This is a genomic window from Mesorhizobium sp. FG116 (genome assembly GCF_057809835.1).
The window spans coordinates 244112-260402 of sequence record NZ_JBMDKS010000002.1 but is presented as its reverse complement, the minus strand read 5'-3'; the positions used below and the strand labels follow the sequence as shown (position 1 = coordinate 260402).

The following is a 16291-nucleotide window of genomic DNA, read 5'->3' as shown; positions in this document are numbered from 1 at the left end:
ATCCGGCTCAATTTATCCTCTGACAGGGTTTTGCGACAGTTTCATTTCATCGATCTTGCAAAGAGCCGGGTTATGCTCCAAACGCAAGTGGCACGAGCCCGAAGGAGACGATCATGGCCGGCGGTTCCATTCCCCATTTCCAGAACGATCAAGGCCATGCGGCAATCGAGATCGGCGTGAAAGAATTCATGTGCGTCGGCGCCAACCCGCCTTTCGACCATCCGCACGTCTTTCTCGACCTGGGTGCAGACAACGAAAAGGTCTGCCCCTATTGCTCGACGCTGTATCGCTACAACGCAGGATTAAAGGCTGGCGAGACGTTGCCGCCGAACTGCGCCTATGTCGATCGCGCTGCCTGAAAGCCGGCATCTTGATCGATGAACGATCCCGGTCGGTCATCATTGCGGGCGCTGGAATAGCCGGCCTTACGGCGTCCATCGCTTTCGCAAGACGAGGTTTTTCAGTCAGGATTTGTGAACAGGCATCGCAACTGGAAGCTTTCGGCGCAGGCCTGCAGCTTTCACCCAATGCCACACACATCTTGCGTGAACTGGGCGTTCTTCCGGAATTGCTGCCTTATGCCGTGCAACCTCGCGCAGTCGAACTAAGGGACGCAGGCACCCTCAAGACACTCACGGCCATACTACTCGGTGGCGCGGCCGAGAGGCGCTGGAAGGCCCCTTACCTCGTTGTCCATCGGGCGGATCTCCAAACCGCCTTGTTGGCTACAGCCAGCCGAAGCAACCGGATCGAACTCACGACAGGCGCACGAGTAACCGACGTGCAGCAACACGCGAACCGTGTTGAAGCTTCGCTGAATTGCGCTGGCGAAGTTTCGAAAGTCGGCGCAGGACTGCTTGTTGGAGCCGACGGTGTCTGGTCGGTGGTTCGCAGCGCGGTAAGAACGACTGCCCCCAGCCAGTTCACCGGAGAATTGGCATGGCGCACCACGATCGCGCTCGACGGGCCCGCCGGAAAGGCATTTGCAGGTATCGCAAATGCTGACGCCGTGACGGCTTTCCTCCACAGCCGTTTCCACCTGATCGCCTATCCAATTAGTGCCGGCACGAAGATCAATCTCGTTGCTTTCACCAAAGGTGAGCGAATTGCCGACAGCTGGTTCGGCAACGCAGATATCAAAATCCTCGCGCAAGCCATGCGCAACACTTCGCCGAAACTCCGAGAGCTTGTGCATTTGTCAAAAGGCTGGGCGGCCTGGCCGCTGCACAGCGTTGATCCGAACGGGGCATGGACTGCAAAAGCCACCGCGCTCATCGGCGATGCTGCTCACGCCATGACACCATTCGCCGCCCAGGGAGCCGCGATGGCAATCGAGGATGCCGCCCTGTTGGCCGACTGCATCGCCATTGACGATGAACTCGCAACGGCACTTTCTGCATGGGAACAGCAGCGCAAGGATCGCGTCAACAAAGTTGTTCGGCGCGGTGCGCTCAATCATCTCGCGTGGCATGCGGCGGGGCCAGTCGCGCTCGCCCGTAATCTCGTCTTGAAATTGCGTTCGCCCGAGCAGCTCGCCGCTGATCTCGACTGGCTTTATGGTTGGCGACTACCGGACTCCAGTTCCGTCAACGACACCGCATAAACCACTGCATTAACTGATAAAAAAGCCCGGCCATAAAATGACCGGGCCGTTTTCATAGAGGCTACAGAACGATCAGTGGAGAATCTGCGACAGGAACAGCTTTGTGCGCTCATGCCGAGGGTGATCGAAGAACTCCGCAGGCGTGTTCTGTTCCACGATCTGGCCGGCATCCATGAAGATGACCCGGTTCGCGACCTTGCGCGCAAACCCCATTTCATGCGTTACGCACAGCATGGTCATGCCTTCTTCCGCAAGGCCGACCATGGTTTCCAGAACCTCTTTGATCATTTCCGGATCGAGCGCCGAAGTCGGCTCATCGAACAGCATGATGCGCGGGTTCATGCAAAGCGAACGCGCGATTGCGACGCGCTGCTGCTGTCCGCCCGAGAGCTGGCCGGGATACTTGTGCGCCTGTTCCGGAATCTTGACCCGCGCCAAGAAATGCATGGCCGTTTCCTCAGCCTGCTTCTTCGGAATCTTGCGAACCCAGATTGGAGCAAGCGTGCAATTCTCGAGGATGGTCAGATGCGGAAATAGGTTGAAGTGCTGGAACACCATGCCGACCTCACGGCGAACCTCATCGATCTTCTTGAGATCGTTGGTCAGTTCCTTGCCATCAACAATGATCTTGCCCTTCTGGTGTTCTTCCAACCGATTGATGCACCTGATCATGGTCGACTTGCCTGAGCCGGACGGGCCGCAAATGACGATGCGCTCGCCGCGCATGACCTTCAGGTTAATGTCCTTCAGCACATGGAATTCGCCGTACCATTTATGCATGCCAATGATTTCGATCGCTACATCGGTAGCTGAAACCTGCATTTTGTTGGTGTTGACCTTGATCTCTTCCGCGCTGACTGCGTTTTCGGTGGCCATAAGCCATTCCCCTTTGTCTAGCGTTTATGGCCGGTATCGAGCCGGCGTTCCATATATTGGGAGTAGCGAGACATACCGAAACAGAACACCCAGAAAATAGCTGCCGCGAAGATGTAGCCTGTCTTGGCAGTCTGGGGTGTTGCCCAGGTCGGGTCGCCAGAAATATTCTGCTTCACCACCCCAAGCAGATCGAACATCGAGATGATGAGGACCAGAGTGGTGTCCTTGAACATACCGATGAAAGTATTGACGATGCCGGGTATGACGAGCTTCAACGCCTGGGGCATGATGATAAAACCCATCTTCTGCCAGTAACCGAGCCCCAGTGAATCGGCGCCTTCGTATTGCCCCTTCGGAATGGCCTGCAATCCGCCGCGCACGACCTCCGCCATATACGCCGACGCAAACAGCGCCACGCCGATAAGCGCACGCAAAAGCTTGTCGAAAGTCATGCCGGGAGGCACGAACAGGGGAAGCATGAAGCTTGCCATAAAGAGAACGGTGACGAGAGGGACACCGCGCACAGCTTCGATGAAGATCACCGAAAGAAGCTTGACGATCGGCATTTTTGAGCGCCGCCCCAGGGCGAGCAATACGCCAAGCGGCAATGATACGACGATGCCGACGTAAGAAATCACCAAGGTAACCATGAGGCCGCCCCAGAGGGGCGTTTCCACATATCGGAGACCGAAGGCGCCGCCGACTAGCAGGAAGAATGCCACGAACGGGAAAACGCCGAAAAACAAGATGGCGTTCAACCCCTTGTAGGGCACTTTCGGAATAAGGAGAGGCGCCAAAAGAGCAATGAACAGAATACCGGTCAGGATAACCCGCCAGCGCTCTTCAAGCGGATATCGGCCGAACATGAATTGACCGAAGCGGCCGCTGACAAATGGCCAGCAGGCCCCGCTCCATCCGGCAGGAAGTTGCCCCCCCTGTTCGGTAGTCAAGCAAGCTGTCCTGTCCGCACCTGTCCAGACTGCATCGAAAAAGAGCCAGTTCAGGATATGCGGAACAGACCAGGCAAGCGCAAGAATCGCAAGCAGCGACAGTGCAGCATCAAATGGGGTCGAAAACAGGTTCTTGCGAATCCATGCCCCAAACCCGACCTGAGAGCCAGGTGCTGCCTGAGCCAAAGCCATTTCGGTGCGAACCCATGACATATCATGCTCTTGCATGGGTCACCTCTCCTTCAACGCCATTTTGGTATTGAACCAATTCATGAGAATTGAAGTGAGGATACTGATGCTCAGGTAGACCACCATGAAGATGACCACCACCTCAATCGCCTGTCCTGTCTGATTGAGGATCGTGCCACCAACCGCATAGAGATCAGGATAGCCAATCGCAACGGCAAGCGAGGAATTCTTTGTAAGATTAAGATACTGGCTTGTCAGCGGCGGAATGATGATGCGCATTGCTTGCGGAATGACCACAAGCCTCAGGCCGAGGTTCGAGCGAAGGCCCAAAGCCGAGTACGCTTCCGTTTGACCGCGCGGCACCCCCATGATGCCGGCGCGCACGATTTCTGCGATAAACGCAGCAGTATAGAATGACAGCGCCAGATAGAGCGACAAGAACTCCGGCTTGACGTTCATTCCGCCCGTCAGATTAAACGTACCCTTTTGCGGAAAATCGATCGATACTGGCAAGCCCACTACCAAGAAACCCAGCAACGGAAGACCAACTATCAGCGCAATGCTGATAAGAAGTACCGGAAACTGCTTGCCAGTCGCCATCTGACGCATCCTGGCACGTCGGGCTACGAACCAGCTTAGCGCAATGCCGGTTACCAACCCTGCGAAGACAAGCCACGCTCCTTGCTCCCACACGAAACGTGGGAAGTAAAAACCACGATTGTTGAGATAAGACCCTAAGGGAAGCGAAACGCTGTCGCGAACGCTGGGTAGAAGCGCCAAAACGCCTTGGTACCAGAACAAGATGACCAGCAGTGGCGGAATGTTTCGGAAAAGCTCGACATAGGCAGTGGCCAGCTTGCGGATCAGCCAGTTGTTCGACAACCGCCCAACACCAACAAGGAACCCAAGGATCGTAGCCGTTACAATACCAGCCGCCGCGACGGCAGCGGTATTGAGCACACCGACAATGAGCGCGCGACCGTAGGATGAGTCTGAACTGTATTCGATCAACCGATCGGAAATGTCAAAACCCGCCCTCCCTCGCAGGAATGCAAAGCCGGTTGTAATGTTGGAGCGACGCAGATTTTCGATCGTATTGTCTACGATCCACCAAATGCCCGCTGCCAGCAGCGCGACCAGAACTATCTGGAAGACTATGCCGCGGACCCTCGGGTCATAGATCAAAGACGCCCTTGCGGGCGCTTCGTGAATTGCCTCTTGTGCCACATGGCTCCCCTTACCGCGACTTCAACCCTCCAGCCTGTTTTTGTTGTGGCTTGAAGGGCAATCAGGGCCGGAGGACGTATCCTCCGGCCCAGCTTGAGATCAGCGAATTGGCATTCCGTACTGCAAGCCGCCCTTGGTCCACAAGGCATTGATGCCACGGGAAATCTTGAGCGGGCTACCCGTGCCAACGTTGCGCTCGAAGATTTCACCGTAGTTGCCGGTGGCCTTCACGATGTTGACGACCCAGTCGTTGCTCAAGCCGAGGTCGGTGCCGATCTTGGTTTCAGCTTCCGTGCCCAGCAGCCGCTTGATATCCGGATTGTCGCTGTTCTTCATTTCATCGACGTTGGCCTGCGTCACGCCTGCCTCTTCTGTGTTCAAAAGCGCGTAGTAGGTCCACTTGACGATATCGAACCACTTGTCGTCGCCCTGGCGAACAGAAGGTCCAAGCGGCTCTTTCGAGATGATCTCGGGAAGAACCACGTGATCATCCGGCGCCGACATCTGCAGGCGCACGGCGTAGAGACCTGACTGGTCGGTCGTGTATGCGTCGCAACGACCGGCGTCATAGGCAGCGTTGGCTTCTTCGAACTTCTCGAAGACGACCGGGTTGTACTCCATCTTGTTGGCCTTGAAGTAGTCGGCAAGATTGAGTTCCGTGGTCGTGCCGGCCTGGACGCAGACCGCAGCACCCGAAAGCTGCAGCGCCGAATTCACGCCGGGCAGCTTCTTGGCGTTGATCATGAAGCCTTGGCCGTCATAGTAGGTGACACCGGCAAAGTTGAGACCGAGCGCCGTATCGCGGTTGACCGTCCAGGTCGTGTTACGGGACAGGATGTCGACCTCGCCCGACTGAAGCGCAGTGAAGCGATCCTTCGCGCTCAGGCCGGTGAACTTCACCTTGGTGCCGTCTCCAAACACCGCTGCGGCAACCGCGCGGCAGAAATCGACGTCGAGGCCGGTCCACTCACCCTTGTCGTTTGGCGCAGAAAAACCTGCGAGACCCGTATTGACGCCGCACTGCAGAAAACCCTTCGCCTTAACGTCTTCCAGTGTGCCGGCGGACGCCGCCGTGGCAACGATGCCAAAGGCCGCCGCGCTCAAGATACCCAATGCCAATTGCTTCATAACCCAAAACCCTTTTCTGTTATTCGGGGCTTAACCCGACCTTTTTCTTGCGAACGCGGCTCACTGTACCGGCCCACTTCCGGAACATGGCATCGAGATCGACGCGCAGCCTTTCTCCCATTCACGAACTGCATCGAAGGCGATTATTTCTGTGAGGTCAAGAAAAATGACAGAAAGGTGGCGTGTTTCGAAAAGCATTGTAGCAAGTCATTGAAATGCAATGATATCTGGAAGGGGAATAAAGTTTTCCCCGGCTGCAAGATGCCGTCTTCTGCATGCCAAATTCAAACCGCTGACAGCCTTCCGCAGCGGAATACAATTCGAGCACTACGCATCGTCGCACCGATTTGGCCTACCAAATCCATGCACCTGTCACGCGGGTGGCAGTTGCACCTCCGATGCTGCGCCTCTATGCGTTGGGCTTTCCCGTCAGGTGATTGAGATAATGGCGAAAAACGACAAAACACTGGGTATCAATACGCGGCTCGCGCATTCCGGCCACAACCCACGGGACTATCACGGCTTCGTAAATCCGCCTGTAGTACATGCCTCAACCGTCCTATTTCCTGACGCAGCTACACTGGCGACCCGGGCACAGAAGTACACCTATGGCACCCGCGGGACCCCGACTACAGACGCACTCGCCTCTGCTATTGACGAGCTCGAAGGTTCGGCGGGCACCATCCTGGTGCCGTCAGGCCTTGCGGCGGTTACCGTGCCGTTGCTCGCCTTCGCCGAGGCGGGCAAGCATATCTTGATCGTCGATTCGGTTTACCATCCGACGCGCCACTTCGCCGACACCATGCTCAAACGGCTCGGAATGGAGGTCGACTACTACGACCCGCGGATCAGCGCCGGGATCGCAGCGCTCATCAAGCCGAATACCAGCATTGTGTTCACCGAATCGCCCGCATCGAACACCTTTGAAATCCAGGACATTTCTGCGATCGCGAAAGCTGTGCATGCTGCTGGCGCGCTTGTGATGATGGACAACACATGGGCAACGCCACTCTATTTCAAACCGCTGGATCACGGTGTGGATATCTCGATCCACGCAGCCACGAAATATCCTGGGGGCCATTCCGACGTGCTGCTCGGAACAGTTTCGGCCAACGAAGCTCATTGGCAACGCCTGCATGATGCGTTCATCACACTTGGCTGCTGCGCCGGGCCAGACGACGTCTATCAGGTGCTGCGCGGCTTGCGCACAATGGGCGTACGGTTGGAACACCATCAGCGCAGTGCCCTTGCCATCGCCCAATGGCTGGAAACGCAAAGTGGGGTTGCGCGCGTTCTGCACCCCGCGCTGCCAAGCCATCCTGACCATGCCTTGTGGAAGCGGGATTTCGGCGGCTCCAGCGGCATCTTTTCGGTGGTGCTTGCAGGCGGTGGCCAAAGCCATGCGCATGCATTTCTCGATGCTCTCGAGATTTTTGGACTGGGCTACTCCTGGGGCGGCTATGAAAGCCTTGCCGTGCCTGTTTTCCTGGGAGACCGTGTCGTAGCCAAGGGGCCTTACGAGGGGCCAGTGATCCGTTTGCAGATCGGTCTGGAAGATATCGAGGACCTGAAGGCAGACATCCTGCGAGGTCTCAAGGCCGCGGCCGCTATCTGACCACTATCCGTGCTTCGGGCACAGCGGCCCCTAAGTTTGCTCCAGCGCAAAGAACAAGCCTCCAAGGAGGATATCAGGAAATCCGAGATACGAATTCCCTGTGCTGGAGGAGAAGAACATGGCTACCCCCGAGGGCAAGAGGCTGGCGGTAACAACCACTTCAGAGGCCGCCAGTGGAGCCGAATCCGGGAACACGCTTCTGCCGATGCTGATCGGTGGCCTTGTTCTCATCGTCATCGGGGCAATCGTTCTGATGGTGTTCGTCTGATATCGGCCAGGTTTGGCACTGGCACAGGCAGCAAAACGATCGTCGTTGCGCGCAAACATCCACTGGGAAAGATTGGTGGTCGGAGTGGCAGGATTCGAACCTGCGACCCCCTGATCCCAAATCAGGTGCGCTACCAGGCTGCGCTACACTCCGAGGCCGTGTGTTGCCTATTGATTTAGATGTGGCATGGCAAGTGCAAAAGCGTGTCCTCTTGCCGGAACCCACATTGCACAGTAAGCAAATCGCGAGAACGGCAAGCGCCGAAGCAGCAACGAGGTTTTTATGTCCGCGCGCATTTTCAGCCCAGCAAAGACCGCGATGCAATCGGGCAAAGGCAAAACTGGTTATTGGCTGCTGGAATTCGATCCCGAGCAGCCTCGCAAGATCGACCCTCTGATGGGCTACACGACTTCCGGTGATATGAAGAGCCAGATCAGGCTGTCATTCGAAACACGGGAAGAAGCCATTGCCTACGCTGAAAGCCAAGGTCTTGCATATCGGGTTGAAGAACCGAAGGAATCGAAGCGTCGGCAGATTTCATATTCCGACAATTTCCGCTATGACCGCCGCACGCCTTGGACCCATTGAGGTGTCCTTGGCAAACGCCGGCCGCCACTAGGCAGCTGGTTAGCGGTCCCGTAGCTCAGCTGGATAGAGCACCGGCCTTCTAAGCCGATGGTCGCAGGTTCGAATCCTGCCGGGATCGCCATAATTTCAATATGTTACACCTGTATGCTGCAGCGAGTTCCAACTTCCGCGATCGGCACGTTCATTCTCCCGTCCCGAAATGGAAGCTGAAAGCGGATCAATGTACTGAACTATTCGTCCTTCCAGACCGTCATGTTTGACCTCGATCGACGCCAGACTACAGATCTTCACCCCACAGTTTCCGACGCCGATGGAATGAGAGGAAAACTCTGCGGATGGCGAAGGCTATATGGCGCGCAGGCTATCATGAGCTCGCTGTCGCCACCGGCTTTGGATGGGACACCCAATTTCACCTGTCGATCTCCGCGCGCTGACCATCGGTATGGTCGTAGGCGAAGGTCCGGTCCGTCATTTCCCGATGAACCACACCAAGACCGGACGTGCCAGCATAGTCCCCCGGCCGGCTCTCGCTTACGCTGCTGTAAGCCTACCTGGAAAAGCAACCTCCGAGGTTGGTGCGATCCTGCGCAACCGATAGGGCGCACCATATTCGCGCTTCGCCATGCCTGATTACTTCGCGGCGGTGCGCGAGCTTTGCTTCCCTAACGACTAGCGCACTCTGGCAGACATGCGTCGGTCTGGCGCGATCGAGTTGCAGGCCGGCGGTGCCGAACCAGCGATGATTAGGCCAAGATGGCGAATTCGATTGGCTCCGCCAACGCCATTCATCGCACCTATCAGCCCGCAGACCTCACCACCGTCCGGCAGACCGACGAAGCGAGGCGAACCGACCGGCGCAGGATACGCGAAACACGGGAAAAATGAGTTCCAGCCTTCTCTGTTGGCTCACCCATTCGCGATGGCTCAAAACTTGGAACGATCGTTCATACCAAATCTTTGCCATCGCGTAAGACTGACAGGCATCGCGCTCGCTTCCGTTGCCGACGGGACCTGCTACATTGACAGTCGGATTGGGGATGAGCGATGCGTGTTTGGTTACTGATTTCAATTGTCCTGCTGGTATCGTCGGCGCAAGCTCAGCAGGCCACCAACAAACTCCCAAAGGACGAAGTTCAAGGTCGAACGTTGCTGGCCTTCTTTTCGAGTTGTTCCAACATTCGCGGCAACATCGAAATGTCTTGAAAAATCAAGCACGACGCCATCTCTCTGCTGACCCGCTCCGGGATGAAAGAGTCGAGGGTCCGCAAGATGACCACGGATGCCCTCGATCCTGACAACTGGATTGATCTAGGTGAAAGCCCGGTCCTTTGCGACAACGTCTACGCCAAATACCAGGCCAATGGAGGTCTAGATTAGGTCGCGCACCATGCGGGCAGTTCCCGCGCCAGCTCCGCATTTGACTTCCGGCGACCAATGGCCGACAAGCCGCTCATGACCCCTGTGGCCAATGCTCGATATACGATCTGCAAAGGCGGCCTTCAAATAGGCTGATCGCCTGGTGCTCCTACCTGCGATGGCAAGAGCGGCACCAGGATCGAACTTCTATTCACCGAATTGATTTCCAACGACCACCAAGTGGCACGCAGCGGTTTGTCTGCGCGGCGGCTGCTTGGCTCGGCGCATAACTGTGGATTGAACCCATGTCCTTCAAGTACAGTTTCACCTTCCCCATCAGTGGCCCGAACAAGTTGCCTCGTTTCAAACGATGGGCCGCTGAACATGCACCCGATGTGGAAGTAAGCCTTCCGCCGCAAGTCCCTGTAAAGAGCGAGGCCATGACCATTCGCCTGAAGTCCGTGGAAGACCGGCAGACACTTTTGACAAAACTGGCCGCTGCCACACTTTAGCGCCTAGAGGCGGTGGTGGGATATTCTCACCACCGTCAACCAAGCTGACAATGCTTGGTGAGTTAGCCAGCACAGGATGCGAAATTAGGGAGAAATGAGTTCCAACTTTCGCCGTTTGTTCACCCGTTCGCGGTGGATCAAAATTTGGAACAACCGTTGATACCAAAAAACTTCTGATGGCCTTCCAAGCCGATGGTCGCAGGTTCAAATCCTGCAAGGATCGCGAATAAATCAAAGGCTTGCAGCAAATTCCTGATGAAGGCTGAAACTCGAATTCACGTCGAGCGTTTCATTAAGACATAAACGTTCAGACGAACCCATCATTATTGTGGAGAAAATCTTTTTCCTGTCATGGCCTAGTGCCGCGGGCGTTCAACTTCGCTAGTTTTTCGGCGCTGTCTCGACCTAGCGGTTGAACAGTTGAAGGCTTGGCCGTTCCCGGCTCCCCAAGCTCGTTGGTCAATTCTTCAGACTCTCATCTTTGCCCCGCTTCGGCGGGGCTTTTTTGTCGCGGATCGCGGCAAATGCCTCCAAAGTCATACCGTCTCGAGACTCCGGCGCCTGTTCTTCGACAAAACCAGCTTTCGAAATCGTGAACGTGACATGCGATCACTCTGGCATATCCTGTTTTCTTGGGCACGTCAGGAAACGGAGGAAGCGATGTCACGGCTGACTGCAAAGGATTTTCCGCAGGAATTGCTGGAGCTCTATGATTATTACGCTCACGGCAAGATCACGAAGCGCGAATTTCTCGATCGCGCAGGGAAATTTGCCGTAGGAGGCGTCACCGCGGCAATGATTCTTGGTACGTTGAGCCCCGACTACGCGTTGGCGCAACAAGTCGAATTCACCGATCCTTACATCATCGCGGAGTACATCACTTTCGATTCACCCAAAGGCAACGGGAAGGTCCGCGCGTATTTGGTGAAACCTGCAGCCGCAAGCAGCCCCGTACCGGGTGTCGTCGTCGTGCACGAAAATAGAGGTCTTAATCCATACACCGAAGATGTTGCGCGCCGCGTTGCAAAGGCTGGCTTTGTTGCCCTTGCTCCCGACGGCCTGAGTTCAGTTGGCGGTTATCCGGGAAACGACGACAAAGGACGTGAACTACAACAACAGGTCGACCCTGAAAAACTGATGAATGATTTCTTCGCGGCTATTGAGTTCCTGATGAAGAGCAAATCGACCACCGGCAAAGTCGGCATCACCGGCTTCTGTTACGGCGGAGGCGTCGCCAATGCCGCAGCCGTGGCCTATCCCGAATTGGGTGCTGCCGTTCCATTCTACGGCCGCCAACCGAGATCCGAAGATGTGTCGCGCATCCATGCACCGCTTCTGATCCACTATGCGGAACTCGACACCCGCATCAATGAGGGGTGGCCGGCATACGAAACGGCACTCAAGGCGGCTGGCAAGGAATACGAAGCCTACATCTATCCCGGCGTGAACCACGGATTTCACAACGATTCAACGCCCCGCTACGACGAGGCAGCCGCCAAGCTTGCGTGGGATCGAACAATTGAGTGGTTCAAGCGTCATCTCGCATGATGTTCGCCCGGATTTATGTATTTCGAAGAAGGTAGCCACCAAGCATAGAAATGCGGCTTCGTTAAAGATCGAACTCGCGCTGGCCTTCGTCCATAGCGCTAATGGCTTCCGCTGCAAGGGCGCGGGTGATGCGGCTTTGTTGTTCCAGCGCCACGCGATCAAGTCTGTCAACAACACGCATTGCAGTTGCAAGCGAGCGCTCTATGCGGCGGACTAGATACTGCACGACATGCGGCTCCACCTCGACCTGGCGATCTGCAAAGAGCTTGCTGATGACGCCCGTCAGGAGCGGGTCATCCGGCTCGTGTATCTCGACTGTTGCTGCAGCTTTCAGCCGCGAAACGAGGTCTGGTAGGCTCACGCTCCAGGCAGACGGAAACCGGCGCGCAGTCAACAGGAGATGCGAACCAGCGGCCCGCACCTCGTTTATGAGATGGAACATGCCATTCTCATCCATCGAAACGCTGTCGGCGTTATCGATCAGTGCCGGTCGACCATCAAGCTTCGAGATAGAGTCACCGATGCACGTCGCATCGATCGGCATCGCGTTTGCCACACCTCGCCAGATTTCCGCCAGATGCGTCTTTCCGGAACCGGCAGGCCCAGCGAGGACAACTACGGCCGAAGGCCAGTCCGGCCAGCAATCAACCAGCGCAACCGCTTGCTCGTTTGAGGGAGAGACCACGAGGTCGTCGCGCGAATAGCCAGTCCCATGGCCGAGATCGAGCGGCAACTGACGGGGTTTCTCCAAAGAGGTAGCCATGCCGCCTCAGGCGTTCACGTCGGGTGTTCGGCGGCTGCGGGCCGGCTTCGGGGCAGCAGGGTCCACTCTGTGCCCCTTGTACAAGGGCGAGTCGAGGTAGCGGGAGATTACAAAGCGAACGATCACGGCGATGGCAGCAGAGGCTGGCACGGCGATCAGCAAACCAACGAAACCAAATAGCGCACCAAAGGCAAACAGCGAAAACATCAGCCACACTGGATGCAGGCCGACGCTTTTGCCGACCAATTTCGGTTGCAGGATATTACCTTCGATGAATTGGCCGACGAAGAAGACACCAACCACGGCAACGATCATCAGCCAGTCCGGCCAGAATTGGACAAACGCCACGCCAACGGCAAGCACCAGACCGGTCAGCGACCCAACGTAGGGGATGAAGCTGATGAGACCGGCAAAAAGGCCGATCAGAATGCCAAAATTCAGACCCGTAATTGTCAGGCCGACGGCATAGATCGCTCCTAGAACCAGACACAGTGTGCCTTGGCCGCGCACGAATCCGGCAGTCGCCGTGTTGATATCGGCGAAGATTGCGCGAACCGTTTCAACATGGTCGCGGGGCACCCAACTATCGACCTTCGCGACCATCCGGTCCCAGTCAAGCAACATGTAGAACGCGACCACTGGCGTGACGACAAACAAGCTGACGACAGATACGAGTGCTACGCCGGAACTCCAGATCGATTGGAATACCGTGGTCAGCAGTCCGAACCCAGATGTCAGCAATGAATTCAGCCCGTCCTTGAGGCCGGCCGCATCAACGCCGAACCGCCGCTCCAGCCATTGCGGATCGAAGCTGGTGACCAGCGACTGCAGTCGCGTCATGTATTCCGGCAGCTTGCCGGCGAAATCCGCCATTTGCGACGCCAGTATCGGGATAAGCAGGACCAGCGCGAGGACCAGTACGACAATGAAGGCGAACAGAATGACGACCGTTGCCATGACACGCGTCAGGCCAAGCCTCTGAAGCCTGTCAGCTACAGGGTCGAGGAAGTAAGCAAGCACCATACCGGCGACGAACGGCAACAGGATGCTGCTGAAAACATAAAGAAAAATGGCAAGTACGATTGCGGCCACGAGCCAGAAGCGCAATTGCCGCCGGAACGCGGCCGACGCGGCGGCTTCGGCAGCCCCATTGTCAGTTGTCTGATGTACTGCTTTTGCCATAGCCGCTCATGTGCCTCAGCCAAGCCACGAGATAGGCCGCGGCGGAAGCCACGGTCAAGAGGCCGGACAGGAATATAAGGGACGTACGAAGCGGTCCAAAAATCATTGAAAACGTCAATTCCGCCAGAACGACCGCTGCCAGTACAATCTGAATCGCAGTGTTCGCCTTTGAAACCATCAATGGTTTCATTTCGACCGGATTGCCGATTACCGTGGACAAAAGTACCGCACAGATAATCAGCCCATCACGCGTCACCGCGGCAATGACCAGCCAGAGTGGCAACTCACCGATGAAACCAAGCACGACAAAGACGCTTACAAGCAGGATCTTGTCGGCCATCGGATCAAGGTAGGCCCCAAGCTCCGAGCGCTGGTTGAACTGCCGTGCAATGAAGCCGTCGACGCCGTCCGAAACGCCGGCAACAACGAAGCCTGCAAAAGCCCAGTCCCAGCGTTCCAGCAGCATTGCCCATACGACTGCCGGAACGAGCAGGAAGCGCAGGATCGTGATCAGGTTCGGGATCGTCAAGTCGCTCTCATCGGTTCATCACGACGATAGATGGTCGAGGTGTTGCTGAACTGCAAGACGGGTAAGCACTTGGACCAACCACTCAACCTTTTCCCATGCTGGTGATAGTGTGAAAGCCCACTTGCCTTGCAGGACGAACCCGTTCATGCGATGAGCCCGCATTGTTAAGGGAAAAGCGATGGCCGAGCACAAAACTGGGCTGACCTACGCCGAGGCAGGCGTCGATATCGACGCCGGCAATCTCATGGTCGAAAAGATCAAGCCGCTCGTGCGCGCCACGCGCCGCCCGGGCGCGGATGGCGAGATCGGCGGTTTTGGCGGCCTGTTCGACCTCAAGGCTGCAGGCTTCTCCGATCCGGTCCTGGTCGCGGCCAACGACGGCGTTGGCACCAAGCTCAAGATTGCCATCGACGCCGGCAAGCACGACACGATTGGCATCGATCTCGTCGCCATGTGCGTCAACGATCTCGTCGTCCAGGGCGCGGAGCCTCTGTTCTTCCTCGACTATTTTGCCACTGGCAAGCTCGATCCCGAACAGGGTGCGGCAATTGTCGGCGGCATCGCACGCGGCTGCCGGCAGGCGGGATGCGCTCTCATCGGTGGCGAAACCGCCGAGATGCCGGGCATGTATCATGGCAACGACTACGACCTCGCCGGATTCGCCGTCGGCGCCGCCGAGCGCGACCAGCTTCTTCCGACAGACGATATCATCGAGGGTGACCTGCTGCTCGGTCTCGCCTCGTCCGGGGTCCACTCCAACGGTTTCTCCCTCGTGCGCAGGATCGTGGAGAAAAGCGGCCTGTCATGGTCCGACAAAGCACCGTTTGCACACGGCGAGACGCTAGGCGAAGCGTTGCTGGAGCCCACCCGCATATATGTAAAGTCGATCCTGAAAGCGATCCGCGGCACACACGGCATCAAGGCGCTCGCCCATATCACCGGCGGCGGCTTTCCCGACAATATCCCGCGCGTTCTGCCGAAAGATTTCTCGGCCGAACTCGATCTGGACGCAATTGACGTGCCGCCGGTCTTCACATGGCTGGCAAAGACCGGCGGTGTCGCGCCGGACGAAATGATGCGGACCTTCAACTGCGGCATCGGAATGGTGATCGTGGTTGCTTCCGGCCAAGCGGCGCAAGTCGCTGCCGTGCTGCAAGAGGCGGGAGAAACGGTGACCTCGATCGGACGCATCGTGCCGCGCCGTGACACCGGCGTAATATATCGCGGATCCCTTGACCTATGAGCCTGCTGCGCAAACGCACCGTTGTTCTGATCTCCGGACGTGGCTCCAACATGGCTGCGCTGATCGAAGCCGCTTCCGACCCGGCCTATCCAGCCGAGATCGTCGGCGTGATCTCCGACAAGCCTGATGTGGCCGGTCTTGGTATCGCGGCTTCGCGTGGCATTCCCACACGCACGATCACGCGCGCCGAACACGCTAGCAAGGAGGCGCATGACGGCGCTATCGACGAGGCTTTGTCCTCGTTCGGAGCAGAGATCGTTGCACTTGCGGGATACATGCGGCTGTTGACGACCCCGTTTGTGGAGAAATGGGCTGGCCGGATGATCAACATCCACCCTGCCCTTTTGCCCGCGTTCAAGGGATTGGACACCCATAGCCGCGCGTTGGATGCGGGGATGCGCATACATGGCTGCACGGTGCACTTCGTGACGCCCGACATGGACGACGGGCCGATCATTGCACAGGCGGCGGTTCCAGTGCTTACTGGCGACGATGAGACATCGCTTGCGGCTCGTGTGTTGAAGGCTGAGCATGGCCTCTATGCACTCGCGCTGAAGCTGGTGGCGGAAGGCAAGGTCAGCATGGTCGACGGAAAGTCCGTATTTTCGGCCACCAGCAGAATGGTCGAGAATGGCGACCAGGCCATCATGTCGCCTGCGGCACTGCGCGACGATGTCGATCTTGAAGCATTGGCTCGTTTCACTCCCTGAGCGG

General features: G+C 57.0%; 16 protein-coding genes and 3 tRNA genes. 11 read left to right on the top strand and 8 right to left on the bottom strand.

Annotation, left to right across the window (positions count from 1 at the left end):
- Positions 1–113: 113 nt before the first annotated feature.
- A complete protein-coding gene (locus tag ACODTY_RS03230) occupies positions 114–359 on the top strand; it encodes a zinc-finger domain-containing protein (RefSeq protein WP_488992839.1) in 246 nt (81 codons plus the stop codon).
- 11 nt (positions 360–370) lie between these two features.
- The gene (locus ACODTY_RS03225) at positions 371–1603 is read left to right on the top strand and encodes an FAD-dependent monooxygenase (protein ID WP_488992838.1); all 1233 of its coding nucleotides are present in this window, start codon (positions 371–373) and stop codon (positions 1601–1603) included.
- Positions 1604–1675: 72 nt separating this feature from the next.
- On the opposite strand, the gene ACODTY_RS03220 is transcribed toward ACODTY_RS03225, so the two are convergent.
- From ACODTY_RS03220 to ACODTY_RS03205, 4 genes are all read right to left on the bottom strand, one after another.
- Entirely contained in the window at positions 1676–2479 is an 804-nt protein-coding gene (locus ACODTY_RS03220) for an amino acid ABC transporter ATP-binding protein (protein WP_488992837.1), read from the bottom strand.
- A 17-nt stretch (positions 2480–2496) separates the two neighbouring features.
- Positions 2497–3657, bottom strand: coding sequence for an amino acid ABC transporter permease (locus ACODTY_RS03215; RefSeq protein WP_488992836.1), 1161 nt, complete (start codon positions 3655–3657; stop codon positions 2497–2499).
- Positions 3658–3660: 3 nt separating this feature from the next.
- A complete protein-coding gene (locus tag ACODTY_RS03210) occupies positions 3661–4845 on the bottom strand; it encodes an amino acid ABC transporter permease (RefSeq protein ID WP_488992835.1) in 1185 nt (394 codons plus the stop codon).
- 99 nt (positions 4846–4944) lie between these two features.
- The gene (locus ACODTY_RS03205; RefSeq protein ID WP_488992834.1) at positions 4945–5973 is read right to left on the bottom strand and encodes an amino acid ABC transporter substrate-binding protein; all 1029 of its coding nucleotides are present in this window, start codon (positions 5971–5973) and stop codon (positions 4945–4947) included.
- 445 nt (positions 5974–6418) lie between these two features.
- Here ACODTY_RS03205 and ACODTY_RS03200 point away from each other — a divergent pair, with 445 nt between their 5' ends.
- A complete protein-coding gene (locus ACODTY_RS03200; protein WP_488992833.1) occupies positions 6419–7588 on the top strand; it encodes a cystathionine beta-lyase in 1170 nt (389 codons plus the stop codon).
- A gap of 118 nt (positions 7589–7706) precedes the next feature.
- Positions 7707–7856: a hypothetical protein gene (locus tag ACODTY_RS03195; RefSeq protein WP_164480444.1), complete on the top strand. Its 150-nt coding sequence runs from the start codon at positions 7707–7709 to the stop codon at positions 7854–7856.
- 76 nt (positions 7857–7932) lie between these two features.
- Here ACODTY_RS03195 and ACODTY_RS03190 read toward each other — a convergent pair.
- Positions 7933–8009, bottom strand: a tRNA-Pro gene (locus tag ACODTY_RS03190).
- 129 nt (positions 8010–8138) lie between these two features.
- Between ACODTY_RS03190 and ACODTY_RS03185 the strand changes: the two genes are divergently transcribed.
- From ACODTY_RS03185 to yghX, 5 genes are all read left to right on the top strand, one after another.
- Positions 8139–8444 (top strand): ETC complex I subunit, encoded by a 306-nt coding sequence (locus ACODTY_RS03185; protein ID WP_488992832.1) that lies wholly within the window; start codon positions 8139–8141, stop codon positions 8442–8444.
- Between the two features lie 44 nt (positions 8445–8488).
- Positions 8489–8565 (top strand) — tRNA-Arg (locus ACODTY_RS03180).
- Between the two features lie 1540 nt (positions 8566–10105).
- Positions 10106–10312, top strand: coding sequence for a hypothetical protein (locus ACODTY_RS03175; RefSeq protein ID WP_488992831.1), 207 nt, complete (start codon positions 10106–10108; stop codon positions 10310–10312).
- 131 nt (positions 10313–10443) lie between these two features.
- A tRNA-Leu gene (locus ACODTY_RS03170) sits at positions 10444–10535 on the top strand.
- A 437-nt stretch (positions 10536–10972) separates the two neighbouring features.
- Positions 10973–11860: a YghX family hydrolase gene (gene yghX / locus ACODTY_RS03165; protein ID WP_488992830.1), complete on the top strand. Its 888-nt coding sequence runs from the start codon at positions 10973–10975 to the stop codon at positions 11858–11860.
- A gap of 61 nt (positions 11861–11921) precedes the next feature.
- On the opposite strand, the gene hdaA is transcribed toward yghX, so the two are convergent.
- From hdaA to ACODTY_RS03150, 3 genes are read right to left on the bottom strand one after another with little or no spacing between them, the layout of a single operon-like run.
- Positions 11922–12623: a DnaA regulatory inactivator HdaA gene (hdaA, locus tag ACODTY_RS03160; RefSeq protein ID WP_488992829.1), complete on the bottom strand. Its 702-nt coding sequence runs from the start codon at positions 12621–12623 to the stop codon at positions 11922–11924.
- Positions 12624–12629: 6 nt separating this feature from the next.
- Positions 12630–13805, bottom strand: a complete 1176-nt coding sequence (locus ACODTY_RS03155) for an AI-2E family transporter (protein ID WP_488992828.1) — start codon at positions 13803–13805, stop codon at positions 12630–12632.
- A complete protein-coding gene (locus ACODTY_RS03150; RefSeq protein WP_488992827.1) occupies positions 13777–14334 on the bottom strand; it encodes a CDP-alcohol phosphatidyltransferase family protein in 558 nt (185 codons plus the stop codon). The genes ACODTY_RS03155 and ACODTY_RS03150 overlap by 29 nt, the downstream gene beginning before the upstream one ends.
- A gap of 178 nt (positions 14335–14512) precedes the next feature.
- Between ACODTY_RS03150 and purM the strand changes: the two genes are divergently transcribed.
- Together purM and purN are read left to right on the top strand one after the other, a co-directional pair.
- Positions 14513–15577 (top strand): phosphoribosylformylglycinamidine cyclo-ligase, encoded by a 1065-nt coding sequence (gene purM / locus ACODTY_RS03145; protein ID WP_488992826.1) that lies wholly within the window; start codon positions 14513–14515, stop codon positions 15575–15577.
- Entirely contained in the window at positions 15574–16287 is a 714-nt protein-coding gene (gene purN, locus ACODTY_RS03140; protein WP_488992825.1) for a phosphoribosylglycinamide formyltransferase, read from the top strand. The genes purM and purN overlap by 4 nt, the downstream gene beginning before the upstream one ends.
- Positions 16288–16291 lie beyond the last annotated feature (4 nt).